Genomic DNA, 25,351 nt, shown 5'->3' on the forward strand with positions numbered 1-25,351 from the left:
TTCTCTGGTTTTATCCGGTTACATTCCTGCCATCTCCATCGGCTGTCCTTCCGGTGCCTGCATCCCATGATGCTTTGCTACCGTATCCTGCCCCTGCGAAATTGCCTGCTCATAAGCTCCGATGACTGCTTCATGGAGCTGTTTTCTGCATTCCTGCGTGATAGGAAAACAGATGTCCTTGTACTCATTCCCAGCCTTATAGCTTGGCATGGAAACAAACAGTCCATTGCTTCCCTCAATAATCTTGACACCCCGGATTGCAAATGCCCCGTTGATGTTTACGGATGCTGTTCCCTTGATGCTTTCCCCCGGCCGGATGGACTGGATGCGCACATCAAACTGGAGTGGGGAGTTTTCTTTGTTCCCTGCTCCGGATGGTGCCTGCTGTTCTGTGGTTTCTGCCCGGCTCTGGGCAGTTTTTGCCTTTGGCATAATGCTCCTCCTTGTTAAAATCTGATTTCCTCATACCCGGATGGTTCGATGTAGAAAAAGCGGCTGTTTTCCCCATCCGCAAACTCGATCACATCCGAAATGGACAATGCATGTCCCTGAAACCCTTCCGGTACTCTTCGTCCGTATTTTTCCCAGACTTCCTCCAGACTATAGTTTTCTATCTCCCCCTCATAGACTCTGACATATTCCTCCCTACGCGGCCTGTCATACCCTCTCTTTTTTCTCTCTGCCAGACTGATAAACCGCATCATGATCGGACTGTCCTGTCCCAGTTGATAGATTCTAAGCCTCCTCCCTTCCCCAATGCTGACCTCCGCTGTCTCTTTGACACCACCTCCCTCCGACAGCCGGTCATACACACCCTCCCGGAATACGGGTTCCACCAAAAACTGTTCCTTCACAAATGAAACCAGCTCCTCTTTCTGGAACATGCAGTCAATGACTGCTTTCCCGTCTCCCAGATAGCCAGCCGGATTCCCATAAAAAAATACGATCCCGTTCTGAACATAAATCCTTTTCATACGCTTTCCCCACCCATGCTGCGCAGGTAAGGGATCAACTGCCTGTCTAAGAATGCCTTGTCCCCGCAGAATACAAACATCTTGGAGAGTCCGATCAAAAACGGCTCGCCCTCCATGGTGTGCAGGGTGATGATGCTTCCCTCATCGCAATGCCGGATAAATTCTGCAATGGAGCAGAGATTCCCGTCCACCAGCGTCTGGCTGACCTGATCGTCCCTGATTTCAAATGCCCTGTACTTATTCCTTAACAATCCGTACCTCCCTCCTGCTGTGCGAATTTCAGAATCCTTGCCGCAAGTGCCACCTGTTTTGCCGGACTCATATGTTTTACCGCCGCATTTACATAGGCTTCCACTGCCTGCGGGTCCTGACTCCCCATCTCCACGATATCTACTTTGGATACCATGATTTTTCCACTGCTCACGGACAGCTTTACGATATCCCCGCTCTCAAGCTCTGCCATCTGGCGGAATTCTTTCGGGATCAGGATGCGTCCTTTTTCGTCTAACAGCTTATACACCGGTTTTTTCATCCGTTCCCTCCTCTGTGGTCCGCAAGATGATGTTTACCTTATCCTCCGTGATGCCAAGCTCCCTGCAGATGGCAAGCAGTTCCTCCGGCACTTCCGTCCCCTGCACAAGTTCTGACGGCAGGATGATAATGCGTCCTTCCTGACACACAATGTCAAGGTCTGCGTCCATCGGGATTCCGGCATCCCTTAATAATTCTTCCGGTATCTGGAACGCAATGTTTTCCTCCTTTGCCAGTTCCTCTGCCACATCCTGTCCTGCCCTTGCAAGCAGGAACTCCTTTGCCGTGTTCTTAAGTTCCCCGTCCTCTGCCATATACACAAGTTTCACGGTGTCACCGGTACAGATACCAGCCTGCTCTAACACCACTGCGGGAATCTCAATACACCCGTTTTCCGTCATCTTTCCTTCCATTTCTACTAACTGAAGCATGTTTTCCTCCTTCTTTCTTTTTTTATGTGTCCTGTGGCTCTTCCTCTGTCTCCTTTCCCTTCCACCGAACCGTTTTCTGTTCCCCGTACAGTTCAAACAGGTTCATCTGCATCGGCATGCTTTTTTTCCTTTCCTCCATGTCATAGTTGGCGATCAGCACTTCCGGGAACTCACTTCCGTTGTCATACCTCTGTGCAAGGTTATTGATCCTTGTCACCGCTTCAATCTGAAAGTCCTGATACAGCTCACGGATATAGGCACAGTCGTTATAGGAAACCATGAACTTTCCCTGTATGCCTTTTAAGGTATCCCTGAGCCTCACATGATCTTCCTTACGGAACACCACCTCATAGTGTCCCTCGGTTTCAAAATACGGCGGATCGCAATAAAAAAAGGCATTCGGTCTGTCATATTGACGGATGAGTGCCTCAAAATCCTTATTCTCGATCACGGTATCCTTCAGCCTGCGGTTTGCCTCCCAGATGATGGTAAAAGTTTTGCGTATGTCAAAAGGCTGGCAGCCATAAGAGGTGCATCCGCTTCCATAGCTGTAACGGATGATCTTATAAAATGCCGCTGCCCTTTTTACATCCCCTACTGCGGCACGCTCCATGAGAATGTCACGGATTTCTGTCGCCTCTGGTTCTTTCAAGAAGTGTGTTGCAATCTCTAATTCTTCTGCAAGATGTTCACTCTTAAATTCTTCCATGGTCAGAAATTTCCGCAGTGTTGTAAATTCATCTCTGGAGTTGAGCGGCAGGAAGGACAGTTCCCGAAGCAGTGCCATTGGCCTTTCCTTGACACAATAAAAGAGGTTTGCAAGATTTGAATTAAAATCATTGTAAACCTCCATGCATTTATCCGGCGCTTTCCCGAATAAAACCCAGCCGCCACCGCCAAATACTTCTATGTAGCGGTCATAGTTTTTCGGCATGCGCAGATAGATCAGGTCGCGCAGTGCTTTCTTGCCGCCAACCCAGCTTATGATGCTGTTCAAATTTTTTTCCTCCTATTTTGGTTCATTCATATGGAAAGCCTCCCCCTGCACCAGCAGTTCATCCACCATCCTGCGGATGTCTGCCACCTCCTCCGGCATCTGTGTAAAATCCACATGGTGATCCCTTTCCACAAGCGGTGTGTACCAGTAGTCATATGGGATATAATACTCTGCCAGTGCCTGTTTCTGTTTTTCACTCAAAGAGCTGCTTCCCTGCTCCATCATGCCGCCCGGAGTCATGAAAATCGTTCCGAAGTGTTCCCCGGAAGACTCCAGATCAAGCGTGACAAGTGCCAGCGTGCGTATGCCGGAATCCCTTCCGCAGACCACCGCCGGCATCATCACCATCCCATACTCCTCATCCACATATCCTTCCCCGTACACGGTTTCAAATGCCTGATGCATGGCAAGCAGCTTTTGGGCAGCATAGGCGGTATCCCCTCCATTGCATGACACATTCAGCCGATAGAAATCTGTTTCTTTTAATATCTCATTTACTTTCCCTAAAAACTCCCTGCATTTCTTTTCGGACAGGGTTTCCTTCTGCGGTACGACAGTAAAGTCATCCTCTTCCACATTCAGAGCCAGCGTGCTTCCATTTTCCCATTCCACATGAATTTGTCCGATATCATCCACATCAATTACTTTTCCCTCCATGCCGGACGGCATCTGGTGTTCCCCTTCCATCTGCCCCAGCCTGACCACGGTACCCGCAGGATATCTTTCCTTCAGCCGTTCTATCTGTTCCCTTCTTAACATTCCTCACCTTCCTCGATTTCTTTTACCAGTTTTCGGATTCGTATTCCATCCTTTATTCCCTGTATATAAAGCTGTTCCTGTTTTATCTGGCTGATGTCTAACATGCATCCAAAAAGTTCTGTCACCATCCTGTACGCTTGTGGGTTTGACAGCTCCAGTTCTTTTCTTAAGTCTGCCAGGAACTTTTTTTCCTTCTTTGAAAGTTCCCTTGCCTCTTCCTGATCCATGATCTGCTGGCGGTATGATTCGATAAGCTCCCCAAAAAACTGCACCATGACTGTATCATCCAATTTCATCTGTTTGCCTCCTTGGTTTCTTTGGGACACACAATACTACATACACCAGCACATATCCAGCAGAATATTATTTTTTTACAGGGTCTGCGTCATGCCATGATTCCAGATTCTGTCCAGTTCTTCCTCTGTCATGACGCCCCAGTGTCTTTCCTGTGTCCAGAAACTGACATACAGTTCTCCCTCCTGCGTATAGATTGGTCTTTGTTCAAAGCCTTCTCCCCAGCCGTCACTCATCTGTCCGTCCCAGTAATTTTTCAGTTCATAGATTTCATTTTGTGTCAGCGGCTGGCAGATACTGCATTCCAGAACTCCGAACAGTTCTCCCCTGATGTTCTGCACTTTGGGGAATGCACTAATCACTTTTGCAGCCACCTGTCTGTTCCCGTCAAAATAATGCATAAGTCCCCTCGGTTCTTCTTCCACATGCCTTTCTTTGAGGATGGCTTTCTGGATTTGTTCCTCATAATCTGCCAGTTCACTCCGGTACAGCGTTTCCTGCTCCTCTCCATTCTGATACATCATCCCTATCAGCGAATTGTAAAGACAGAACGTTTCACAGGGTATCCCGTTTTTTTCAAGCGGATCGGCAAACTCTCCCTGATATTCCTGATACTCATGGATTGCCCGCTGCGTGCCAACAAAGCCTTCGGAAATAAATCCGCTGTCTGTCATCGCTGCCTGTCTTTTATCACGGGCAACCCCGGCATAATCAATATACGGCAGGAGAAGTTCATCGACTTCAAACATCCCCGCTTCTTTAACCAGAAATTCCCCATACTCTTTATCTGTATGTATCTGCGGATGCATTTCAAATTCATCCAGATGCTTTGCGATGTAAGTGATGTCGGTAAATTCACTTGTCCCCACGAATCCGGCCGCCATTGCAAGCCGGTCCATTTTTGCTTCATCAAAACGGCTGACGGTCTGGCACATCTCATTAAAAAGAGTCAGTTTCCGGACATCACCCTGCAGAGACATACACATATCTTCCGGGGAAGGAAGGATGCTTTCCGGCAGCCGGATATTTTCTATCCCGTTCACAATGCCTTCGGCAAATGCTGCGATGTTTAATCTTTTCTTTACCTTATCCATGGCACTGATGTCCGTTGGCAGATAAATGTACTCCTTATCCCCTGCCTCATTTCCAAGAGATAAAACTGCCACGGTTTCATCCGGTCTGTCGATGTATTCTGGAAAGGTTTTTCCGTTATAGACCTCCTCCATGTGGAATCCCTGATCTACCAGTATCCCATGTGGCAGGAACTTACATTTTCCTTCTGAAAAAATCTTCTGTGCATATGCGTTAAAATCCATTCTGCTCTTTTCTTCTTCTGAGATTGCAAGGTGCCGGTCCAGATAAAGCCTCAGCCCGACACGGTTTCCGTCCGTCAAGTCTGTGAGCAGGGACAGTCCCTGCAGGCTGTAAGTCAGGTTAATCAGTTGTTTCATTTCCCGCATGCCTGTCTCACTGCTGTAGACACCCACCACTCTTTTTTCATATTCCGTCATTCCATCCAGCCTTCTGGCAAAGAAATTAAGTTCATCCATGTTGACGGTCTGGCCTTTCAGGAACCCAAAATAGGACGGTTCATCCCGCACCTCACTGATACAGCATACCGGTACAATATCTTCTATCCCGATACATTTCATGCAATACTGTATGTCCATGTCCGTTGCCGGCAAAGTTATATCTACCGTCTGTTCCCCATTTTTTGCTCTAATCTTCATTCCACACCTCCCGTTCTACGATGTCCACCCCATACCTTTCCATCACGAATGCATTGACAATGAGCCTTAAGATTTCATCCGGTATCAATTCCCTGTCGGTCAGCTCCGACAGCCGGATATGCTTTGTCCCCAGATACACATCCCTTGCCGCATGGAACAGGATATATTGTTCCAGCGTAACGCTGCCAAGCCGGATGCGGTCAAAATAAATCCCCGTATCCAGCACCTGCTTAGAAACTTTCTCCCACAGGTTTTCATCTGCAGACAGAAGAAATACTGCGGCGGCATAATTCGGAAGTCCGCACAGGTTCTTTTTCCGTCTGCCAAGCAGCAGGGAAGAAAAATCGTTTCTGTGCCTGCTGTCATAAAAAATCAGTTCCTTTTCTGCGTTTCCAAATACCTCCTGTATCCTTTTCTTTAAGTGTTCCATCTGCATCCGGCTGATGACACAGTCCACAATCTCCGAATAATTTCCCCTGCTTTTCCACTCTTCCATGTCAAACATCCACCCCTGCCCTCTGGGACGATATCCCGGCGGCTGGCGCATCTGCCGTTCTAATAACTGCAGTCTTGGACTGTTGCAAAAAAATCCCGACATCAAATCTGTCTCCTTTCTTTTTCCATAAAAAAAGACAGCACCCATTTCATTTCTAAAATAAGTACTGCCTTACATGTTCATCTGCATTCCCGCTTCCATCTCCCCTGCCTCTTCCCCGCCCTCCTGTACTTCCAGTTCCGGTATCATGTTTCTGTTTAAACTGATTTCCTCCTGCTTCATCTGTTCTGAAATTGCTGCAAGTGCAATGCTGTTCATCTTGTTCTGCAGGTAAGTTTCAAACTCCCCTTTCGCCTCTGTCACGGTTTTATCCATCTGTTCAGCAAACAGTTTCTGCAGATAGGGGATATTACTTTTTAACTCCTGCCGTACATTTTTCAATGTCGAGACGATATTTCTCCGGTCCTCCCTGCTCAGGACACGTTTCTCATCCAGAAGTTTTTCAATCTCCTCTGACCTCTTTTCCAGTTGCCGCACCAAGTCACGGGTTGCTTCATCCACTTCCCGGCGCATTACTTTCTGCCTGTCACTGTATGGGCATGGTTCAACGAATGTCCCATTCACTTTTGTAATGGTAACCGGTATCCCCTCTCCAATGTTAAGTGATGTGATTGCTTCGGCAAACTGTGTATAGGACATCTCCACCTCAACGATCATGTCATTGATGTCTGTCCCTGCCAAAAACCAGTCCTCGTTGCCCTCCCTTTCCATCATGCCTTTTGAAATGGACAGGCGTATGACATTATTATGCATGATGGTACTTCCAAACAATGCCGTTCCTGAACCACCGATTGAGGACCTTGCAAACCGAATCATTCCGTAACTTGGGTGCTGCTTTTTCTCCATCCCTGTTTCTTTTCCTTTCTCTGAATTTTGTCCCAAAATACTTAAAAATCTCTTTTTTGCCTCTATGCATCTATAAAAACGTGGAAAAAAATAGGGCAAAAACTGGTCATTTTTTGCTCCAATTTTTGCCCTCAAACCACAACATCTTGTGGTCTAATATGCCTATTTTTCTTATTTTCCACAATACTGCATCAGAACTACCGTCTCAACATGTACCGTATGACCGAACTGGTCTACCGGCTGCACCTTCACGAGGTCATATCCATGGCTGCAAAGATATTTCAAATCCCGGGCCAGGGTTGCGGAATCACAGCTTACATAGACGATACGCTGTGGTGCCATCTCACACATCATGGCAAGGAGGGATTCCTCGCAGCCTTTGCGTGGCGGGTCCACTACGATAACTTCTGCACGGGCTTCTTCGCCATGGGCGGCACAGTATGCCGGATAGACTTCCTCTGCTTTCCCAACGAAAAATTCTGCATTGGAGATGTGGTTTCGAAGAGCATTCTCTTTGGCATCTGCGATTGCCTGCGGTACAATTTCCACACCGTAAACCTTCTTCGCTTTCTGTGCCAGAAATAAGGAAATGGTTCCGATACCGCAATATAAATCCCAGACCGTTTCTTCGCCGGTGAGATTGGCATATTCCAAAGCTTTGTTATAAAGCACCTCTGTCTGCGCCGGATTTACCTGATAGAAAGACTGCGGAGAAATCTGAAAAGAAATCGTTCCGATATAATCTGTAATGTAACCCTTTCCATAGAGGGTATAAGTTTCTTCTCCTAAAATCACGTTGCCCCGGGATTCATTGATATTTACAGTAATACTTGTCATTCCCGGCAAATCTTTTAATACTTCAATAAAACTTTCTGCATGCGGCAGCTTCTTTCCGTTGATGACAAAGCAGACCATCCACTCTCCGGTTTTCTCGCCGTAACGGATTAAGATGTGGCGAACGCAGCCTTTTCCGGTTTTCTCATCATAGGCACTGACGCCATAGGATTTCATGGTGTCTAAAATAAGGGACAGGATTCTTCCGTTGCCTTCCTTTCCCAAAAGGCAGTCCTGCACCGGAATAATGTTGTGGGTTCTGGACGCAAAAAAGCCTGCCACCAGGTTGCCTTCTTTATCATAACCCACCGGAAACTGTGCTTTGTTCCGGTAGCGGTAAGGCTCCTGCATGCCAAGTGTTGGTAAGACCTTTGGATTTTCAAATCCACCGATATGTTTTAAGTTGTTGCGTACTTTATTTTCCTTAAACTTAAGCTGGCTCCCATAAGAAAGTGCCTGGATCTGGCAGCCACCACACCGCTTATGCTCCGGGCATGGCGGGGTTGTCCGCATGGTGGATTCCTTAAGAATTTCCATCAGGCGGGCATAGCCATAAGTTTTTTTCATCTTCATGATTTTGGCACGAACCATGTCTCCCGGCAGAGCATCCTTGATAAAAAGTGTGATGCCTTCCGTTCTTCCGATACCTTCGCCGTTAGTTCCGATATCGTCAATGGTCAGTGTAACAATGTCATCTTTTTTCATATTTCTTATATACTCGATCTGCGGATGTTCGATTCAAACAGACGGTTGAATCCCTGCCACTGAGTATCTCCTTCCGGTACGTTTGCCAAAAGCTCACGCATGGTCTCCATCTTTGCATCAATATTATCTGCATAGCTTAATGCTACAGCTTCCGGTAATGCCGGCTTCTTCGGGGAACCATACTCTAACTCTCCATGATGTGCCAGAATACAGTGTTCCATCTCATGTGCCAGTTTCACCGGGAAACCATCGATGGTCTTAATGCGCTCTGCAATTTCCATGGCACCAATCATGATATGTCCTAAAAGCTGTCCCTCGTCGGTGTAATCATTTTCCGGGAAAGTAGAAAGCTCTTCTAACTTTCCGATATCGTGAAACATGGCGGCACAAACCAGTAAATCTTTATTGAGAATCTTATAGTTGTCAGCAAAATAAGCAGAAAGCTTCGTTACGCTTAAAGTATGCTCTAAAAGTCCGCCCACAAAACCGTGATGTACGCTTTTTGCTGCAGAATGGAATTTAAAACGTTTTGCAAAATCTGCATCCTCGATAAAAAAACTGCCTGCCAGTTTCTTAAGATATGGATTCTTCATCTGCTTAATATATCCAAGTAACTGCTCATACATTTCATCTACATTATATTCGCTGACCGGAAGATATTCCTTTGGTTCATACTCTCCCTCGGTTGCTTTCCGGACCCTCTTTACATTTAACTGTAATGCGCCCTGAAAACTTGTGATATCTCCCACTACATTGATGTAATCAAATCGGTCAAAATCATCAATTCCCACAGAGCCCGGCTCCCAGATTTTTGCATCCAGTGTGCCTGTTTTATCCTGTAAAATCAATGCTTCATAAGGCTTACCTGCCTTCGTCAGCGCTGACTGCTTATTTTTACAAAGATAGATTTCATTTACTCTTTCGCCTTCGCGTAATGTTTCAATATAATGCATAATTTTCCTCTTTCTATTTTAGTACACCAACGGTTGCAGAACATTCGATTTCTACATAGCCTGCTGCCCCCTGGCGTTTTATGGTAATCTTTACAACATCTCCCGGAGTCTGCCCGGATAACACATTCTTATATGCCTGCGCTGTCTCTACATTTTCTCCGGCAATCTTTACGATGACATCACCGCTTTGCAAGCCTGCCGCCATCGCCGGGGAATCAATTCCCACTGATTTAATATATACGCCCTTTGGTATGTCATATTCCTTTTCAATGTCAGATGTTACAGAAGTCAGTTTCAGTCCAAGATACGGAATATCCTGTCCATTGGAAAGCTTCTCGATAATGTCTTTCAACTGGGAAACGGAAATTGCGGTCAGCGTATTCTCATCGCCGCTGCTGTAATCCTGCATAACAATTCCAACCACTTCACCAGAGAGATTGACCAGTACACCACTTCCCTGACTACTGCCCACAATATCTGTTGTCAGTACATTGTAGTTTGCATCAAAGGTGGAAATGCTGTTAGAAGTGGATGTAATATTTCCTGTCAATATGGAGAAATTCGTTCCCAGCGGACTGCCCAGTGCCAGCACAACGCTGCCCTGTGTGGTCTGAAGTGAATTTCCAAGCACTGCCACTTTAATTCTGCCCAGAGTGCTTTCTTCGATGTCGGAACGTTTTACATTTAAAATCGCAATTCCGGTATTTCCGTCATAGTTTTTAAGTTCCGCTTCCACGGTGCTGTTATCAAGGAAGGTCACATGAATGGATTTTGCTCCGCTTATGACCTTGCGCTCTGTCATAATCAGAAGCTCCTGACCGGTATCCGCAATAATGACCCCACTTGCCTGTCCCTGTCTCTCATAAGGCGTGTTAAACCAGTCCACATCACTGGTCACACCTGTCACCGTAACAATGGACTTATTTGCTTCGCTTCCAATCGCATAAAGCTTACTCTGTAATTTCTGATATTCCTCCGGTGTAAGCTCTTTTAAGCCTTCTTCTGCATCCGGCTCGTCTACACCTGTCTCCGTGGAATTTGTCTCTTCTTCCGTATCCGGCTGTACCTCTTCATCTTTCGGGATGCTCACCCTGGTATCCTCCGGCTTATTCAGCCACTCTTCCATCACCGGGCGCATCCATGTAAATACAAAACAGGATACAAGTCCAAAGACAACCGCAAGCACAACCGTAAATGCCGTTTTTAAAATAATACGTCTCTTATTTAACGGCTTGTTCTTGATTTTCTCTTTGATAAATGCAAATTCCTCTTTTTCATTTTCTGACATAGGGAATCCTCTTTTCTACTGTAAATACAACCATTTTTAATTATACTTTCTATCTGCCTATGTTGCAACATTTTTTAAAAAAGAGAGCAGATACAATCAGTACCTGCCCTCTTTTAAGAGTAATGATATAAATATGTTTTCTATATAAAAGATTATTTTCCAAGAATATAGCTTTCCATCCGGCGCATGGCTTCCTCTAATTTTTCCATGGCTGCCGCATAACTGATACGGATATAGCCCTCGCCCTCTTTGCCAAAGGCAATGCCCGGTATCACGGAAAGATGTGCTTTTTTTGCCAGGTCCACGCAGAACTGCATACTATCCTGAATCTGTCCTGCCGGAATCTTTGCAAAGATATAAAAAGCTCCGTTTGGTCTTGCAATTTCAAATCCCAATGCGCTTAATTTTTCATATAGGAAATCTCTCCGTTTCTGATATTCTTTTCTCATTTCCAGTGCATCATCTATACCCGCTGTTACAGCCTCTAATGCTGCTTTCTGGGAAATGGAGCTGGTGCTGGATACCAGATACATATGCGTCTTGCGGATTTCTTTGATAATATCGGCACTTGCTAAGATAAATCCGACACGCCATCCGGTCATGGCATGGGACTTGGACAATCCATTGATTACAATGGTATTCTCCTTGGCAAATTCTGCCATGGAATGGTGCGGTTCATCGCCATAGGTTAATTCGCTGTAAATTTCATCACAGATAGCCAGTATATGATGCTTTTTGATGACTTCAGCCAATGCTGCTAGCTCTTCCTTTAAATAAGTAACTCCGGTAGGATTACTCGGATAATTTAATACAATTGCTTTGATATCTCCACCATTTTCTTCGATGGCTTTTTCTAACCGTTCCGGTGTCAGCACCATTCCGGTGTCACTGGTATCTACTGCAATCGGTACTGCCCGCGCCAGACGAATCAGTGGAACATAGGCGGTATAAATCGGGGATGGCACAATTACTTTATCTCCCGGATTCAGTGCAGTTAAAATAGATGCTGCTACACCTTCCTCTGCTCCGACCGTTGTTAAGATTTCACCGGCAGGGTTATAATTTAAATGATATTTTGTCTTCATAAATGCGGCAACGCCTTTTAGCAAATCCGGCATTCCGGCATTTGCGGTATAATGGGTAAAGTTTTCTTCTATGCCCTTAATTGCTGCCTGTTTGATATGTTCCGGTGTATTAAAATCCGGCTCTCCTAATGTTAATTTCAAAATATCCGGTACATCACTGGTCTGCTCATCAAATTTTCGAATCAGTGATACCTCTATTGATAAAATCTGGTCATTCAGACCATCTCTTAATGTCTGTTCCATGTTTCTCTTCCTCCCTTAGTTTACAATGTTCTTACAAGCCTTTCCTTCCAGAATATCCAGTGCATTCGTCATTGCCACATCCATCATTTTAATGTGTGCTTCCTCTGTGGATGCACCCATATGCGGTGTTATCACAACTTCATCCAGCGAAAACAGCGGGTCATCTGTCTCCGGCGGTTCCTCCTGCATGACATCTGTTCCATAGGATGCAACAATTCCTGCCTTTATGGCATCCACTAAATCTGCACGGTTTACAAGATAACCCCGTGATGTGTTAATTAAAATGACTCCTTTTTTCATCTGTGCAAATGCTTCTTTATTGATACTTTCTTTCGTCAGCGGAGTCTGTGGCATATGCAGGGAAATAACATCACTTTCCTGCAAAATTGTCTCCCGGTCAGCAGGTATGATTCCATATTCTTTGCAGAATGACTCATCAATATGGCGGCTATAGCCTAATACTTTCATGCCAAATGCGGCAGCTTTCTTTGCCAGTTCTTTTCCGATTGCACCTAATCCTAAGATTCCCAGTGTCTTTCCGGTAAGCTCCATTCCATTTCTGTCATTCTTCCATAATTTCTGTTTTGTATTGGCGAAATGATATGGAAGTGACCTTGCGCAGCACAACATTAACCCTATTGCCAATTCTGCTACTGCGTTGCTGTTAGTTCCCGGTGCATTGCATACATCAATGCCACGGACTCTTGCTGCCTTAATATCTACTCTGTCATAACCAACTGCAGGTCTTGATATTACCTTTAAGCAGTCCGGAAGTTCTGCGATCACATCTTCTTTGATGAAATCTGTTCCGGAAATCAATGCATCTGCATCGGAAACAAAATCTAAAAGTTCTTCTTTGCTTAAATTTACTTTTTCACTTAATACTACTTCTGCTGCTTCTATTGCCCGCTTCCAGGTAGGATGATCCTCCGGAAGCGATGCATAGTGGCAGGTAATTGCTATTTTCATATCAATTTCCTCTATTTCTCAGTCTGAGCTTTTTTTCTTTTTCCAACAAAGCGGATGATGCAGCATACGCAGATTCCAAGTAATGCAAATACTACGATGGTTCCGAATACATAGTTAAAACCGACTGCTGCATACTTGTCCAAGAAGTTACCTAAAATGGTATTTTCATAGGAATCCGGCAGATATCCGATAACGGAAATAATACCGGTTGCGGTTCCTGTCATTGCTACCGGAACGCCTGCTTCCCCCATGGTTGCATAGTATACACCGCGAACTGCATAATAAACAGTTGCTAAAGCCAGCACTACTACGATTGCAAGGATTAAGAAGTTTGGTTTTCCAGGAATTGCGATTAATGCAATACCAAAGATAATTTCAATCACAAATAAACCGATTAATGTCTTGGTATAAGAACCAACTTTATCAGAAACCTTTCCAATAATTGGTGCGGAAAAAATTCCAATTCCATAAGAACGAATGGTTGCTACGATTCCGGCTACTACTGCACTCATGCCAAATACGGTTGTAAGATATGTTGTGGTATATTCTGCTGCAACCTGTACGCTGTATGCACATAATACCAGGATTGCTACCAGCCATACGCTTGGTACTTTCAATACGTTAATGTAATCCTTAAAGGAAGTTGCAACATTTTCTTTCTTATCATCATGTGGAAGCAGGAAAAACATGAATACTCCCATAATTACATATACGATGCCATAGAAGATTAAGACATAGCGTAACGGGCAGGTGGAAGAAATGTATACACCTAAAATACCAAGTGCCGCAAAGTTAATAATTAAGCCTGCTACTGCACGGATTCCTTCGCTGTAACCGAATACGGAACCCTGTTCATCCTCTGAGCCAAACAAACGGATCGCCTTTACAAAGGATACCCAGAATAATACGTTAGAAATTGCCAGGAAGAAATAAATTACTCTCAATACGGCAAACCCCGGTGAAGTTGCATACCAGAATGTTAAAATTGCCAGCAAGCCGGTGGAACCAAGTAACATTTTCCGGTTGTCAAATTTATCTGCCAGAATGCCCCCCGGAATATAAAGAATTGTTTTTGTCAAAGAATACACCGTCATCAATAAACCAATCTGTGTATTTGTAAGTCCGAAGTCAGATACCATGTTGTCATAAAATACTGTTTTTAAATATGGGACACGGTAAATTAAACCTGCTGCAAGTGTCAGGATAATAAAACCAATCCACTTTGTCATCTTATTTGATTTTGCATCACTCATAAGAAAATCTCCTTTACTTTTTATTTCTATTTACAGAGACTCCTGCAAATCCCGGGAAGCAGGAAATCTCGTAAAAGCTATTTTATTTCTGCTTTGCTAAAAGCCGTTTCTGATAACTGCGCATCACAAGACTGATGCCCCATGCAATGATTCCAAAAATAACTATAATTGCAAATATTTTTTTGAATCCTGCTTCATAGCCGTAAGCATCTAAAATATGTCCGCACCAGAGTGACATAAACATATCCGGTGTATAACCAAGCACTGCCACTACTGCCGTTGCAGTTGCTGTCATGGAAACCGGTATTCCGGTTTCTGACATTGTTGAATAATATACTCCGCGGACTCCATGGAGTACCACGCTGAACACCAGTACAAATCCCATTGCAGCATATGCAATCTTTGGTGTCTCAGGACTTAAGAAAAGTACAATGGATAAAACAATTTCTACTACGATTAACCAGGAAATCACTTTTGTGGAAGATTTCACCCGGTCTGCATAAGCGCCTGCTAACGGTGCTCCGATTACTCCACAGATATTATCCCGGATGGTTGCTATGGTTCCAACGGTAACTGCGGCGATTCCCAGTACCTGTGTCATATAAGTTGTGGTATATTCAAAAGCTACCTGCATGCTGTATGTGGTAAATATCAAAAGTGATACCATCCAGATTGCCGGTTTCTTAAAGACTGCTACATAATCTGCCCAGGTCTGATGATGGTCTGCATCTTCTTCCATATCATCTGGATATAGAAACAAAATGAGAATTCCTGTCACCAGATACAACGCTCCATAGAAAAGCAGTGCTCCTCTGATAGAGTGTGCGGTCTCTGCCATCATGGACACGCATTTTAATGCAATGAATGTTGCTATGGAACCGGTAATTCCGCGAAAGCCTTCACTTAATCCGAAGATTTTACCCTGTGCCATATTTTTACCCAGGATTCGGATACTCTTAATAAATGAGGTCCAGAAAAATACATTTACCAGTGCTAACAGTGCCTGTATCAGTTCCAGGATTCCAAAGGAAGGAAGCAGTGCATAGACACCGGTTAAAATTCCCTCTCCCAATAAGGAAAAGACAAGGCATTTCTTGGTATCCAGCCGGTCTGCTATGATTCCGCACGGAATATAAATTAACATCTTTACGCCTGCATAGAAGGAGGAAAGAATTCCAAGCTGTGTATTGGTAATATCAAGGCTTGCTACCAGCTGGTCATAGAAAACAGACTTCAGATATGGAACTTTATAAACGGTTCCTGCAGCTAATATTAATAATATAAATACGGATGTCTGACGTTTTCTGCTTTCAGCCATTGGATTCACTCCTTTCTCGCTATTTGCATCACGCGAGAAATATGCTTTGCAGCATCGAGCTACTCGCGTCACCCGAGAAATATGCTTTGCAAATTTCTCGGGTTATCGCGGTGCTCGTCCAAATCTGGGTTGAAAAGAAGTTCGCTCAAGCAAGCTTGGCTCCTTCTTTTCTCCCAGATTTTTTCTCGCTACTCGCGTAAAAAAAATAGAGTTGACACAGGTTTCCCTGGTCAACTCCGTCGTTGATTTGTTCTCTTTATTTTTTTGTTGTCCTGAGCATATCACTAATTTTGTTATTCGAAAAGTGACAATTTTTACTTTTTTCATGGTTACAATTTTGTTTTTTCTATTGAAAAGGATTTTATGCGACTATATAATAAATTAACTGTATCACCTGATGCAAAGGAGAGGATTTTATGATTTATGTCAACAAGGCGGATTCGGCTCCGCTCTATCAGCAGTTATATACTTCCATTATTGAAGAAATCACAAACGGTTCCCTGCTGAAGAACTCGGCTCTTCCGCCAATCCGGACGCTTTCTGAAAAGCTTAATATCAGCCTGAACACAGTATCCAAAGCTTATCTGCAATTAACGGCAGAGGGTTATGTCCGCTCTGTTCCAGGCTCCGGTTATTATGTAGAGGATATCTCCAATACTTTCTTGGACACCCTTTCTGTTCCTCCGGTTTCCAAAAAGATAACTTCTTCTATTTCCGGACAAAATCCTGCACCAAAAACAACTCCTGTCCGTTATGATTTTAAACATGATGTCGTATATTCCCATCTTTTTCCGTGGAAGCTATGGCGGCAGCACGTAAACAATGCTTTACTTCAGGAAGAGAATCAGAAGAAAATCCAATACGAATCCAATAAAGGAAACTATGAACTCCGTTCCAATATCTGTCATTATCTGAACCGGAACCGTGGCGTTCACTGCGACCCGGAACAGGTAATCCTTGTGCCCGGCACCCAGTACGGCATTGAAATCATCAGCCGGCTGCTCCCGGCAGAGAAGCACCGGATTGCCTATGAAGAGCCATCTCACAACGGTATCCGGAATATTTTTCTCCAGAACGGATATGAACTTTTTCCGATTCCAGTTGTTGAAAATGGCATTGATATTGACAAGCTTTTTGATTCCTGCTGTAACCTTCTTTATGTTATGCCATCCCATCAGTTTCCTACCGGCCGCACCATTCCGATCAGCAACCGGCTGCGGCTTTTGGAGTGGGCAATCAGAAACGATGCCTACATCATAGAAAATGACTACGACAGTGAATTCCCGCATCAGACCAGACCGATTCCATCCCTGCAGTCTCTTGACCACTATGACCATGTCATTTATTTTAACACTTTCGCCAAGATACTGACTCCATCCATGCGGACGGCATTTTTTGTTCTCCCATATTCTCTTTTGGATAAGTATGAGCAAATGTACCGCTATTTTAATGCGGCACTTCCTTCCTTTAACCAGATTGCCTTATCCAATTTTATTGCATCTGGTGACTTTGAGCGTCACCTGCGGAAGCTGGTTAAGATAAATGAACATAAATATAATCTTCTGCTGAAATCCATCCATACATTTCTTTCTTCCTATATGGATGTAGTAGATACGCCTGCCGGTTCCCACATTATTGTCCGGATCCGCAACTGCACCAACCAGCAAAAGCTGATCGACGCCCTGCGCGAAAAGTCCATTTCCATTTATGGTGTTCAACAGTACTTCCATACTGGAACGGCTTCCGAGGATATCTTTCTATTGGGCTTTAGTTCACTGGAAGAATCAGAGATTCCAGAAGCCTGTGAAGCACTGGCAAAGGCACTGTCCGAGTTATTATAAAATCGTGGGATCAAAATATTTATCCTGCCATTTATCAGGAAACTTATTTTCAACCGCCCTTTTCACCACAATTGGTTTGGGGTATAATAGAAGCAGTGATTTTTAATACATTTTATGGAGAATATTTATGAATCAAAAGGTTTTAAGAACATTAGAATATAATAAAATTGTAGAGCGGCTCGCGGAGTATGCTTTCGGTGCGGATACCAAGGAACGCTGTCTTTCCCTGCTTCCTTCCACCAGCCTCTCAGAGATTACCAATGCACAGCAGCAGACTAAGGATGCCATGAACCGCAGCCTGAAAAAAGGACGGCTTGACTGCTCCGGTATCAAACCGCTTTCTTCCGCCATCCGACGTGTGGAAATCGGCGGAACCATGAATATCGAAGAGCTTCTCGGCCTCTGTAAATTATTAGAGACTGCCCGCCGGGTCAAAGCCTATGGCAGAAAGGAACGGGAAGATTTTCCGTCTGATTCCCTGAGCGAACTTTTTGATGGTTTAGAACCTCTTAGTCCTCTTTGTGATGAGATCCGCCGCTGCATCATTTCTGTGGATGAAATCAGTGATGATGCCAGCAGTAATTTAAAATCCATCCGCCGTTCTATCCGCTCAACCGGCGACCGCATCCATGCGCAGTTAAACCAGATGTTAAATAACCAGAATGTCAGAAACTGCCTGCAGGATTTTGTCATTACCATGCGTAACGGCCGCTACTGCCTTCCGGTAAAAGCCGAAGCCAAATCCCAGATTACCGGTATGGTGCATGACCAGTCCTCCAGCGGTTCTACTCTTTTCATTGAGCCAATGGCTGTGGTAAATCTGAACAACGAATTAAAAGAATTATCCATCAAAGAGCAGGACGAAATTGCCGTTATTCTTGCCACTTTATCGGCAAAAGCAGGGGAATATATTCCTGCCATTGAAACCGATTATCAGATTTTAACAGAGCTTGATTTTATATTTGCAAAAGCAGCTTATGCCTTGGAATACAATGGAATTACACCGCATTTTAATACGGAACGGAAAATTCGTATTTTAAAGGGCAGACACCCTCTGCTGGACGCAAAAAAAGTAGTTCCTATCGACATTTCCTTAGGCAGCGATTTTGACCAGCTTGTCATTACCGGCCCGAATACCGGTGGTAAAACCGTTTCCTTAAAAACTGTGGGACTTCTCACTCTGATGGGACAGGCGGGACTTCCGATTCCTTCCGGAGACCGCAGTGAGCTTGCTGTTTTTGACGATATTTTTGCAGATATTGGAGATGAACAGAGCATTGAGCAGAACTTAAGCACATTTTCTTCCCATATGACCAACATTATCCACATTTTAAAAGAAGCCAATGAACATTCCCTGGTTCTCTTTGATGAGTTATGTGCCGGAACTGACCCTACGGAGGGCGCTGCCCTGGCGGTTTCTATCTTATCTTATTTTCACAGTCGAGGCATCCGTACCATGGCGACCACCCACTACAGTGAGATTAAGATTTATGCCTTAACTACCAGTGGAATTGAAAATGCCTGCTGCGAATTTAATGTAGAGACCTTAAGTCCGACTTACCGTCTTCTCATCGGTATTCCGGGAAAAAGTAATGCCTTTGCAATTTCCAAAAAACTCGGTCTTTCCGATACTTTAATCGAGGATGCCAGAACCCGTATCAGCAGTAATGAACAGAATTTTGAAGATTTACTTTCTGACCTGGAAGCAAGCCGCATCACCATAGAGAAAGAACAGGCCGAAATCAACCGTTACAAATCAGAAATTGCTGCATTAAAACAGCAGTTAAAGAACAAGCAGGAAAAATTAGATGAAAGCCGGGATGCCATTCTTCGTAAAGCAAAAGAAGAAGCAAACCAGATTCTGCAGGAAGCCAAAGATACTGCAGATGAGGCAATCCGTAATTTCAATAAATATGGCACTACCAGACCTTCCATTCAGGAAATGGAAAAACAGCGTACCAATATCCGGGAGAAAATGGCTGCCAATGAGAAAAAGAGCTCAAAGGGAAAAGATACTGCCATCTACAATCCAAAGGTTCCAAAGAAGCTTCGTATCGGTGACAGCGTAAAAGTATTAAGTATGAATTTAACCGGAACGGTACACTCCCTGCCGAATGCAAAGGGTGACCTCTTTGTGCAGATGGGAATTCTCCGCTCCCAGGTAAACATCAAGGATTTAGTACTAATTGAAGATGCTGCTCCGGGCAGCAAGAAATATGCCAAGACCGGTGCCGGAAAGCTTAAGATGAGTAAATCCGCTTCTGTTTCCACAGAAATCAATCTGATTGGAAAAACAGTGGATGAAGCTATTGCTCTTTTGGATAAATACTTGGATGATGCTTATCTTGCACATCTTCCTTCCGTGCGCATCGTACACGGAAAAGGAACCGGTGCCCTGCGCAGTGCCGTACAGAGTCATTTGAAACGACAGTCTTATATCAAGTCCTTCCACTTAGGAGAATTTGGTGAAGGAGATGCCGGTGTTACCATTGCAGAATTTAAATAAATCAAGTATATGAACTACGTAAAACAGAAAGGAAGTTTCCTATGGCTGCAAAACAGAAAATTTTAATTGTAGATGATGATGTTAATATCGCAGAACTGATTTCCCTGTATCTCACGAAGGAATGCTTTGATACAAAGATGGTTCATGATGGGGAATCTGCTTTGAAAGAATTTGAAACCTATGCACCAAATCTGATTCTTCTTGATTTGATGCTTCCGGGCATTGATGGTTATCAAGTATGCCGTGAAATCCGGGCAAAAGCAAATGTTCCGATTATTATGTTATCTGCCAAAGGTGAAATCTTTGACAAGGTTCTCGGACTGGAGCTGGGGGCAGATGACTATATCATGAAGCCTTTTGATTCCAAAGAACTGGTTGCCAGAGTCAAGGCGGTGCTCCGCCGCTACCAGCCGGTGAAGCAGGAGCCTGTACAGCCGGATTTAAAATGTGTTACTTATCCGGATCTGGTGGTCAATCTTTCCAACTATTCCGTAGAATATTACGGCAAAACAATTGATATGCCGCCAAAGGAGTTAGAGCTTCTTTATTTTCTTGCATCCTCACCGAATCAGGTATTTACCAGAGAACAGCTTTTAGACCATATCTGGGGCTATGAATACGTAGGCGATACCAGAACCGTTGACGTTCATGTAAAAAGACTTCGTGAGAAAATTAACGATCATACCGCCTGGAGCATTTCTACGGTCTGGGGCATCGGATACAAATTCGAGGTTAAAGAATGAAGAAACGGCTTTATCTGAAGCTGCTGATTGGATATGTGATTTTTGGCATTCTCGGCTTTATTCTCGTATCCACCTTCAGCTCCCACTATACTTATGAATATATTGAAGATACCGAAGTTGACCGGCTTTACAAGGAAGCCAATATGATTGCATCTACCTATGCTTCAAACTATTTCAATGAAGATATTACGGTAGATGACTTGCATGACAGTCTTGCCACCCTTAGCACTTATCTTTCTTCAGAAATATGGGTCATGAATACAGATGGTGATATTCTGATTAACTCCAATGCATCTGTGGACATGGACCACCTGACACACATTGACGGATTTAATGTGGCAGATTTTGGCAGCAAATATTACACCACCGGTTCTTTTTATAATTATTATGACGATACGCATCTTACGGTATTTTCGCCGATTACGATTAATTACAGGGTGCGTGGATATGTGCTGATTCACCAGCCGCTTTCCGTAATCACGCACCATCATGCACATTTACTGAATATTATGTACCTGACTCTGCTTCTGATTTTTATCTGTGCAACCCTGTTACTGATTATCATTGGCTTCGAGGTCTACATCCCAATCCGCAAAATGATTAAGGGTGCTGATGCTTTTGCCGAGGGCAATTTCAGTTATAAAATTCCGGTACATAAAAATGATGAAATCGGCTATCTTGCCGCTTCTCTAAATTATATGGCAAACGAGCTGAATACCCTGGAGGATGACCAGCGTAAATTTATTTCCAATGTCTCCCATGATTTCCGTTCTCCGCTTACTTCCATCAAAGGTTATGTGGAAGCCATGTTAGACGGAACGATTCCACCGGAGATGCAGGAAAAATATTTAAATATCATTGTTTTCGAGACAGACCGTTTGTCCAAGCTCACCCAGAGCCTCTTAGAGTTAAATAAATACGGCAGCCACGGCACAATGTTAGACGTCAGCGAATTTGACATTAACCAGTTAATTAAAATGACCTGTCTTACCTTTGAGGGAACCTGCAAAGCCAAACGGATTTCCTTCCACCTGATTCTTGCCGGTAAAACACTTTATGTAAAAGCGGATATGAGCAAGATTCAGCAGGTGGTTTATAATCTGATTGACAATGCCATCAAGTTCAGCCACCATGATTCTGAAATCACCATTGAGACCACCAAGAAAAGCGAAAAAGTATTTGTTTCTGTCAAGGATACCGGCATCGGAATTCCAAAAGACAGCCAGAACAAAATTTTTGAGCGTTTCTACAAAACCGACCTGTCCCGTGGAAAGGACAAGAAGGGTTCCGGTCTTGGACTCTCTATCGTAAAAGAAATTATTCAGGCACATGATGAAAATATCAACGTCATCAGTACCGAAGGAGTCGGCACAGAATTTATCTTCACCCTGCCGGCAGCCCAGCGGGAAGAGTTATAACGCAGTTTTATAAACCATCTATATAGGCTTTCCTGCTGCTTATTTGAATTATTTTACAAAGCTTTTAATCTTTGCATAAATGTTATCTGCATCCAGCCCATATTTTTTAAGCAGTTCCACTGCCGGTCCGGACTCGCCGAACGTATCGTTGATTCCGATTTTTAAAACCTGAGTCGGAGCCTTCACCGCAAGTGCATCACATACCGCGCTTCCAAGTCCGCCGATCACGGAATGCTCCTCTACCGTGACAATTTTGCCGGTCTCTTTTGCTGCTTTAACAATCAGGCCCTCATCGAGTGGCTTGATTGTATGAATGTTAATCACCTTTGCCTCGATACCGTCTTCTTTCAGTTTTTTGGCAGCCTCAAGGCTATTGCTCACCATTGCACCGGTTGCAACAATTGTCAGATCCTTTCCCTCGCGAAGAATTTCGCCTTTTCCAATCTCAAATGTATAATCTGACTCATTGTGGATGACTGGAAGTGCCAGTCTGCCAAATCGTAAGTAGACCGGTCCTTCATACTTATAGGCCGCCTTCACGGCTACACGTGCTTCCACATCGTCCGCCGGGCTAATCACAACCATACCTGGAATCGTCCGCATCAAAGCAATATCCTCGTTGCACTGATGTGTTGCTCCGTCCTCGCCGACGGTAATTCCTGCATGCGTCGCACCAATCTTCACATTCAGATGCGGATATCCGATAGAATTGCGTATCTGCTCAAATGCTCTTCCTGCTACAAACATCGCAAAAGAACTGATAAATGGAACCTTTCCACATGTAGAAAGTCCTGCTGCAACACCAGTCATATTTGCCTCTGCGATCCCACAGTCGATAAAACGTTCCGGATATGCTTTCTTAAATACAACAGTCTTGGTGGCAGCTGCCAGGTCTGCATCTAAAACAACAAGATTTTCATGCTCCCTACCCAATTCGACCAATGCATTGCCGTAACTGTCACGTGTCGCAATCTTCTTTACTTCTGACATAATGCTTCACCTGCTTTCTCTAATTCTTCCATTGCTGTCTCATATTCCTCTTTGTTCGGTGCCTTGCCATGCCAGCCTACCTGGTTCTCCATGAAGGAAACACCTTTTCCTTTGATCGTCCTGGCAATAATCGCAGTAGGCTGTCCCTTGTGCTCACGGGCTTTCTTGAAAGCTGCTGCAATCTCGTCAAAGTCGTTTCCGTTGATGCTGATCACATGGAATTTGAATGCTTTAAATTTCTCGTCGATTGGATATGGGGAATTGACCTCTTCTACCGTTCCGTCAATCTGTAAGTTATTGTTGTCCACGATTACAACCAGATTGTCAAGCTTGTGGTTGGCAGCCAGCATGGAAGCCTCCCAAGCCTGACCTTCCTGAATCTCTCCGTCACCGAGCAATGTGTACACACGGTAATCCGCATGATCCATCTTACCCGCCAGAGCCATACCTACGGCTGCGGAAATGCCCTGTCCAAGTGAACCGGATGACATATCCACGCCCGGTATATGCTTCATATCCGGATGTCCCTGCAGGAAACAGCCTACATGACGAAGGCCTTTTAATTCTTCTTTATCAATATAGCCACGCTCCGCAAGGGCAGAATATAATCCCGGCGCTGCGTGTCCCTTGGATAATACAAAACGATCTCGATCCGCTTTCCCAGGATCCTTCGGTTCAACATTCATCTCCTCAAAATAGAGATAAGTCAATATATCCGCTGCGGATAATGATCCACCTGGATGACCGGAATGTGCATGATACACAGCGGTCACAATATTTTTACGCACCTCATTTGCTGTCTTTTTTAATTCGAGTTCTGTCATGCTGACTCCTTTCTACCTTCTACTTTTCACCCGTTGCCAGACAATCTGCAATCAGTCCGGCAAAACGCTTTGCATCCCATGCAACCCTTCCTACATATAAGCCATCAATATCCGGCTGTACAAAAAGCCTAGTCGCATTCTCAAGATTCACACTTCCGCCATACAGTGCCGGAACAACATCTGCGGCTTCGCCGTACAGTTCTCTTAATGTCTCTCGGATCACATGATGCTTTTCCTGTGCATACTCCACTGGTGCTGGTATACCATTGACACCAATCGCCCATACCGGCTCATATGCAATCCATACTTTATCCAGATCCTCTGCCGCAATTCCATGCAGACCAACCTTGATCTGTGTACGCAGTACCTCATCTGCGATACCGTACCCTTTCTCTTCTTTCGTCTCGCCGATGCATAGAAGACCGGTAAAGCCGTGCTTCATCGCGGCGAGCATCTTCTTGTTTTCCTCAATGTTGCTCTCTCCAAAGACATGTCGGCGCTCGGAATGACCTACCATTACAAGGTGAAGGTCAAGTTCCTCTAACATAACCGGAGAAATCTCACCGGTAAACTGACCTTCATCCTCCCAGCACATATTCTGTGCACCAAGATGGATTTCGGACTGATCCGTACTTTTTGACGCTGTTTCCAAAGACGTGTAAGACGGCAGAATGAACAATTCCATATCCGGATTCTGCATGCAAAGCTCTCTCGTTCTGTCTGCCAGCTCCTTCAGATAGCTTTCCGTCTGTGCGACATTCTTATACATTTTTAAATTACTGCCAAAATATTTCTTTCGTTTCATATGCTTTACCTGCTTATCTATTCTGATCGTACTCCACAAACGCATCAACTTTCGGCTGTGAAACACATCCCTTTACAAATTCGTTCTCGAAAAATGCCTCAACTAACAGTTCTCTTACTTTGCTTCCAATTGTAAAAGCTCCCATGCAGATGATGTTTGCATCATTACTCAAACGCGCTCTTTGTGCGGAATAAACATCCGAAACCAGTGCCGCGTATGCACCTTTTACTTTATTTGCGGAGATGGACATTCCGATTCCGGTTCCGCAGATTAAAATTCCTCTGTCGTACCCACCGGAAGCGACTGCTTCGCTGACCTTAATGGCCACGTTTGCATAGATTGGATCTTCACTTCCGAAATCCTCTACAGTTCCGTATCCCTTCTTCTCAATAAATGCTATAACCTCTTCTTTTTCTTTCTGTGCGTTTGGGTCGCATCCGATTGCTATCTTCATATTA

The 25,351-nt window shown here is 44.4% G+C and carries 25 protein-coding genes and 2 pseudogenes; 4 read left to right on the forward strand and 23 right to left on the reverse strand.

Annotated elements, in window-relative coordinates:
• Positions 1-18 precede the first annotated feature (18 nt).
• The 19 genes and pseudogenes from DXB43_RS08560 to DXB43_RS08645 form a co-directional block, all read right to left on the reverse strand.
• Positions 19-432, reverse strand: coding sequence for a SpoVG family protein (locus tag DXB43_RS08560; RefSeq protein WP_242863444.1), 414 nt, complete (start codon positions 430-432; stop codon positions 19-21).
• 14 nt (positions 433-446) lie between these two features.
• Positions 447-974: a YodL domain-containing protein gene (locus DXB43_RS08565; protein ID WP_117830849.1), complete on the reverse strand. Its 528-nt coding sequence runs from the start codon at positions 972-974 to the stop codon at positions 447-449.
• Positions 971-1,225 carry a hypothetical protein gene (locus DXB43_RS08570; RefSeq protein WP_055232603.1) on the reverse strand — a complete coding sequence of 85 codons (255 nt, stop codon included), beginning with the start codon at positions 1,223-1,225 and terminating at the stop codon, positions 971-973. The genes DXB43_RS08565 and DXB43_RS08570 overlap by 4 nt, the downstream gene beginning before the upstream one ends.
• Positions 1,219-1,506 (reverse strand): AbrB/MazE/SpoVT family DNA-binding domain-containing protein, encoded by a 288-nt coding sequence (locus DXB43_RS08575; protein WP_007886400.1) that lies wholly within the window; start codon positions 1,504-1,506, stop codon positions 1,219-1,221. The genes DXB43_RS08570 and DXB43_RS08575 overlap by 7 nt, the downstream gene beginning before the upstream one ends.
• Complete coding sequence (locus DXB43_RS08580; protein ID WP_006857271.1) at positions 1,487-1,936, reverse strand: hypothetical protein; 450 nt, start codon at positions 1,934-1,936, stop codon at positions 1,487-1,489. The genes DXB43_RS08575 and DXB43_RS08580 overlap by 20 nt, the downstream gene beginning before the upstream one ends.
• 22 nt (positions 1,937-1,958) lie before the next feature.
• A complete protein-coding gene (locus tag DXB43_RS08585; protein WP_117947352.1) occupies positions 1,959-2,933 on the reverse strand; it encodes a DNA adenine methylase in 975 nt (324 codons plus the stop codon).
• Between the two features lie 171 nt (positions 2,934-3,104).
• Positions 3,105-3,197 (reverse strand): annotated as a pseudogene (locus DXB43_RS15900) (DUF4314 domain-containing protein); the annotation flags it as partial.
• Positions 3,198-3,494: 297 nt separating this feature from the next.
• Positions 3,495-3,692, reverse strand: a pseudogene (locus tag DXB43_RS15905) (DUF4314 domain-containing protein); the annotation flags it as partial.
• Positions 3,686-3,988 carry a hypothetical protein gene (locus tag DXB43_RS08595; protein ID WP_015522554.1) on the reverse strand — a complete coding sequence of 101 codons (303 nt, stop codon included), beginning with the start codon at positions 3,986-3,988 and terminating at the stop codon, positions 3,686-3,688. The pseudogene DXB43_RS15905 and the gene DXB43_RS08595, both read right to left, overlap by 7 nt.
• Positions 3,989-4,063: 75 nt before the next feature.
• Positions 4,064-5,716 carry a hypothetical protein gene (locus DXB43_RS08600; RefSeq protein ID WP_117947353.1) on the reverse strand — a complete coding sequence of 551 codons (1,653 nt, stop codon included), beginning with the start codon at positions 5,714-5,716 and terminating at the stop codon, positions 4,064-4,066.
• The gene (locus DXB43_RS08605) at positions 5,706-6,314 is read right to left on the reverse strand and encodes a hypothetical protein (protein ID WP_044927633.1); all 609 of its coding nucleotides are present in this window, start codon (positions 6,312-6,314) and stop codon (positions 5,706-5,708) included. The genes DXB43_RS08600 and DXB43_RS08605 overlap by 11 nt, the downstream gene beginning before the upstream one ends.
• A 69-nt stretch (positions 6,315-6,383) precedes the next feature.
• Positions 6,384-7,118 carry a hypothetical protein gene (locus DXB43_RS08610; RefSeq protein ID WP_243006665.1) on the reverse strand — a complete coding sequence of 245 codons (735 nt, stop codon included), beginning with the start codon at positions 7,116-7,118 and terminating at the stop codon, positions 6,384-6,386.
• A 171-nt stretch (positions 7,119-7,289) separates the two neighbouring features.
• Positions 7,290-8,657: a 23S rRNA (uracil(1939)-C(5))-methyltransferase RlmD gene (gene rlmD / locus DXB43_RS08615; RefSeq protein ID WP_117947355.1), complete on the reverse strand. Its 1,368-nt coding sequence runs from the start codon at positions 8,655-8,657 to the stop codon at positions 7,290-7,292.
• A gap of 5 nt (positions 8,658-8,662) precedes the next feature.
• Entirely contained in the window at positions 8,663-9,610 is a 948-nt protein-coding gene (locus DXB43_RS08620; RefSeq protein WP_117947356.1) for a 3'-5' exoribonuclease YhaM family protein, read from the reverse strand.
• Positions 9,611-9,623: 13 nt separating this feature from the next.
• Positions 9,624-10,898 carry a S1C family serine protease gene (locus DXB43_RS08625; protein ID WP_117947357.1) on the reverse strand — a complete coding sequence of 425 codons (1,275 nt, stop codon included), beginning with the start codon at positions 10,896-10,898 and terminating at the stop codon, positions 9,624-9,626.
• A 152-nt stretch (positions 10,899-11,050) separates the two neighbouring features.
• Positions 11,051-12,226 (reverse strand): pyridoxal phosphate-dependent aminotransferase, encoded by a 1,176-nt coding sequence (locus tag DXB43_RS08630; protein ID WP_117947358.1) that lies wholly within the window; start codon positions 12,224-12,226, stop codon positions 11,051-11,053.
• Between the two features lie 15 nt (positions 12,227-12,241).
• Positions 12,242-13,195, reverse strand: coding sequence for a phosphoglycerate dehydrogenase (locus tag DXB43_RS08635; protein WP_117947359.1), 954 nt, complete (start codon positions 13,193-13,195; stop codon positions 12,242-12,244).
• Between the two features lie 11 nt (positions 13,196-13,206).
• Positions 13,207-14,448: an MFS transporter gene (locus tag DXB43_RS08640; RefSeq protein ID WP_117947360.1), complete on the reverse strand. Its 1,242-nt coding sequence runs from the start codon at positions 14,446-14,448 to the stop codon at positions 13,207-13,209.
• A gap of 82 nt (positions 14,449-14,530) precedes the next feature.
• Positions 14,531-15,766: an MFS transporter gene (locus DXB43_RS08645; protein ID WP_117841527.1), complete on the reverse strand. Its 1,236-nt coding sequence runs from the start codon at positions 15,764-15,766 to the stop codon at positions 14,531-14,533.
• Positions 15,767-16,182: 416 nt separating this feature from the next.
• Between DXB43_RS08645 and pdxR the strand changes: the two genes are divergently transcribed.
• The 4 genes from pdxR (at position 16,183) to DXB43_RS08665 (ending at position 22,274) form a co-directional block, all read left to right on the forward strand.
• Positions 16,183-17,607, forward strand: a complete 1,425-nt coding sequence (pdxR, locus tag DXB43_RS08650; RefSeq protein ID WP_117947361.1) for a MocR-like pyridoxine biosynthesis transcription factor PdxR — start codon at positions 16,183-16,185, stop codon at positions 17,605-17,607.
• A 127-nt stretch (positions 17,608-17,734) separates the two neighbouring features.
• Positions 17,735-20,113: an endonuclease MutS2 gene (locus DXB43_RS08655; protein ID WP_117947362.1), complete on the forward strand. Its 2,379-nt coding sequence runs from the start codon at positions 17,735-17,737 to the stop codon at positions 20,111-20,113.
• 41 nt (positions 20,114-20,154) lie between these two features.
• Complete coding sequence (locus DXB43_RS08660; RefSeq protein ID WP_117698358.1) at positions 20,155-20,856, forward strand: response regulator transcription factor; 702 nt, start codon at positions 20,155-20,157, stop codon at positions 20,854-20,856.
• Positions 20,853-22,274, forward strand: a complete 1,422-nt coding sequence (locus DXB43_RS08665) for a HAMP domain-containing sensor histidine kinase (RefSeq protein ID WP_117947363.1) — start codon at positions 20,853-20,855, stop codon at positions 22,272-22,274. The genes DXB43_RS08660 and DXB43_RS08665 overlap by 4 nt, the downstream gene beginning before the upstream one ends.
• Positions 22,275-22,322: 48 nt before the next feature.
• Here DXB43_RS08665 and DXB43_RS08670 read toward each other — a convergent pair whose 3' ends face one another.
• From DXB43_RS08670 to DXB43_RS08685, 4 genes are read right to left on the reverse strand one after another with little or no spacing between them, the layout of a single operon-like run.
• The gene (locus DXB43_RS08670) at positions 22,323-23,264 is read right to left on the reverse strand and encodes a transketolase family protein (protein WP_022242751.1); all 942 of its coding nucleotides are present in this window, start codon (positions 23,262-23,264) and stop codon (positions 22,323-22,325) included.
• Entirely contained in the window at positions 23,252-24,088 is an 837-nt protein-coding gene (locus DXB43_RS08675; RefSeq protein ID WP_022242752.1) for a transketolase, read from the reverse strand. The genes DXB43_RS08670 and DXB43_RS08675 overlap by 13 nt, the downstream gene beginning before the upstream one ends.
• Positions 24,089-24,107: 19 nt before the next feature.
• The gene (gene tpiA, locus DXB43_RS08680) at positions 24,108-24,893 is read right to left on the reverse strand and encodes a triose-phosphate isomerase (RefSeq protein ID WP_022242753.1); all 786 of its coding nucleotides are present in this window, start codon (positions 24,891-24,893) and stop codon (positions 24,108-24,110) included.
• 13 nt (positions 24,894-24,906) lie between these two features.
• Positions 24,907-25,347, reverse strand: coding sequence for an RpiB/LacA/LacB family sugar-phosphate isomerase (locus DXB43_RS08685; RefSeq protein ID WP_117947364.1), 441 nt, complete (start codon positions 25,345-25,347; stop codon positions 24,907-24,909).
• Positions 25,348-25,351 lie beyond the last annotated feature (4 nt).

The sequence above is a fragment of the Roseburia sp. OM04-10BH genome (genome assembly GCF_003462605.1).
Lineage (GTDB): Bacteria > Bacillota > Clostridia > Lachnospirales > Lachnospiraceae > Roseburia_C > Roseburia_C amylophila.

What these genes read in the sequence shown, in the direction of transcription:
- DXB43_RS08560 (WP_242863444.1), bottom strand. Translation starts at nt 432, where the DNA reads ATGCCAAAGGCAAAAACTGCCCAGAGCCGGGCAGAAACCACAGAACAG.
- DXB43_RS08565 (WP_117830849.1), bottom strand. Translation starts at nt 974, where the DNA reads ATGAAAAGGATTTATGTTCAGAACGGGATCGTATTTTTTTATGGGAAT.
- DXB43_RS08575 (WP_007886400.1), bottom strand. Translation starts at nt 1,506, where the DNA reads ATGAAAAAACCGGTGTATAAGCTGTTAGACGAAAAAGGACGCATCCTG.
- DXB43_RS08580 (WP_006857271.1), bottom strand. Translation starts at nt 1,936, where the DNA reads ATGCTTCAGTTAGTAGAAATGGAAGGAAAGATGACGGAAAACGGGTGT.
- DXB43_RS08595 (WP_015522554.1), bottom strand. Translation starts at nt 3,988, where the DNA reads ATGAAATTGGATGATACAGTCATGGTGCAGTTTTTTGGGGAGCTTATC.
- DXB43_RS08600 (WP_117947353.1), bottom strand. Translation starts at nt 5,716, where the DNA reads ATGAAGATTAGAGCAAAAAATGGGGAACAGACGGTAGATATAACTTTG.
- DXB43_RS08605 (WP_044927633.1), bottom strand. Translation starts at nt 6,314, where the DNA reads ATGTCGGGATTTTTTTGCAACAGTCCAAGACTGCAGTTATTAGAACGG.
- DXB43_RS08610 (WP_243006665.1), bottom strand. Translation starts at nt 7,118, where the DNA reads ATGGAGAAAAAGCAGCACCCAAGTTACGGAATGATTCGGTTTGCAAGG.
- rlmD (WP_117947355.1), bottom strand. Translation starts at nt 8,657, where the DNA reads ATGAAAAAAGATGACATTGTTACACTGACCATTGACGATATCGGAACT.
- DXB43_RS08620 (WP_117947356.1), bottom strand. Translation starts at nt 9,610, where the DNA reads ATGCATTATATTGAAACATTACGCGAAGGCGAAAGAGTAAATGAAATC.
- DXB43_RS08625 (WP_117947357.1), bottom strand. Translation starts at nt 10,898, where the DNA reads ATGTCAGAAAATGAAAAAGAGGAATTTGCATTTATCAAAGAGAAAATC.
- DXB43_RS08630 (WP_117947358.1), bottom strand. Translation starts at nt 12,226, where the DNA reads ATGGAACAGACATTAAGAGATGGTCTGAATGACCAGATTTTATCAATA.
- DXB43_RS08635 (WP_117947359.1), bottom strand. Translation starts at nt 13,195, where the DNA reads ATGAAAATAGCAATTACCTGCCACTATGCATCGCTTCCGGAGGATCAT.
- DXB43_RS08640 (WP_117947360.1), bottom strand. Translation starts at nt 14,448, where the DNA reads ATGAGTGATGCAAAATCAAATAAGATGACAAAGTGGATTGGTTTTATT.
- DXB43_RS08645 (WP_117841527.1), bottom strand. Translation starts at nt 15,766, where the DNA reads ATGGCTGAAAGCAGAAAACGTCAGACATCCGTATTTATATTATTAATA.
- pdxR (WP_117947361.1), top strand. Translation starts at nt 16,183, where the DNA reads ATGATTTATGTCAACAAGGCGGATTCGGCTCCGCTCTATCAGCAGTTA.
- DXB43_RS08655 (WP_117947362.1), top strand. Translation starts at nt 17,735, where the DNA reads ATGAATCAAAAGGTTTTAAGAACATTAGAATATAATAAAATTGTAGAG.
- DXB43_RS08660 (WP_117698358.1), top strand. Translation starts at nt 20,155, where the DNA reads ATGGCTGCAAAACAGAAAATTTTAATTGTAGATGATGATGTTAATATC.
- DXB43_RS08665 (WP_117947363.1), top strand. Translation starts at nt 20,853, where the DNA reads ATGAAGAAACGGCTTTATCTGAAGCTGCTGATTGGATATGTGATTTTT.
- DXB43_RS08670 (WP_022242751.1), bottom strand. Translation starts at nt 23,264, where the DNA reads ATGTCAGAAGTAAAGAAGATTGCGACACGTGACAGTTACGGCAATGCA.
- DXB43_RS08675 (WP_022242752.1), bottom strand. Translation starts at nt 24,088, where the DNA reads ATGACAGAACTCGAATTAAAAAAGACAGCAAATGAGGTGCGTAAAAAT.
- tpiA (WP_022242753.1), bottom strand. Translation starts at nt 24,893, where the DNA reads ATGAAACGAAAGAAATATTTTGGCAGTAATTTAAAAATGTATAAGAAT.
- DXB43_RS08685 (WP_117947364.1), bottom strand. Translation starts at nt 25,347, where the DNA reads ATGAAGATAGCAATCGGATGCGACCCAAACGCACAGAAAGAAAAAGAA.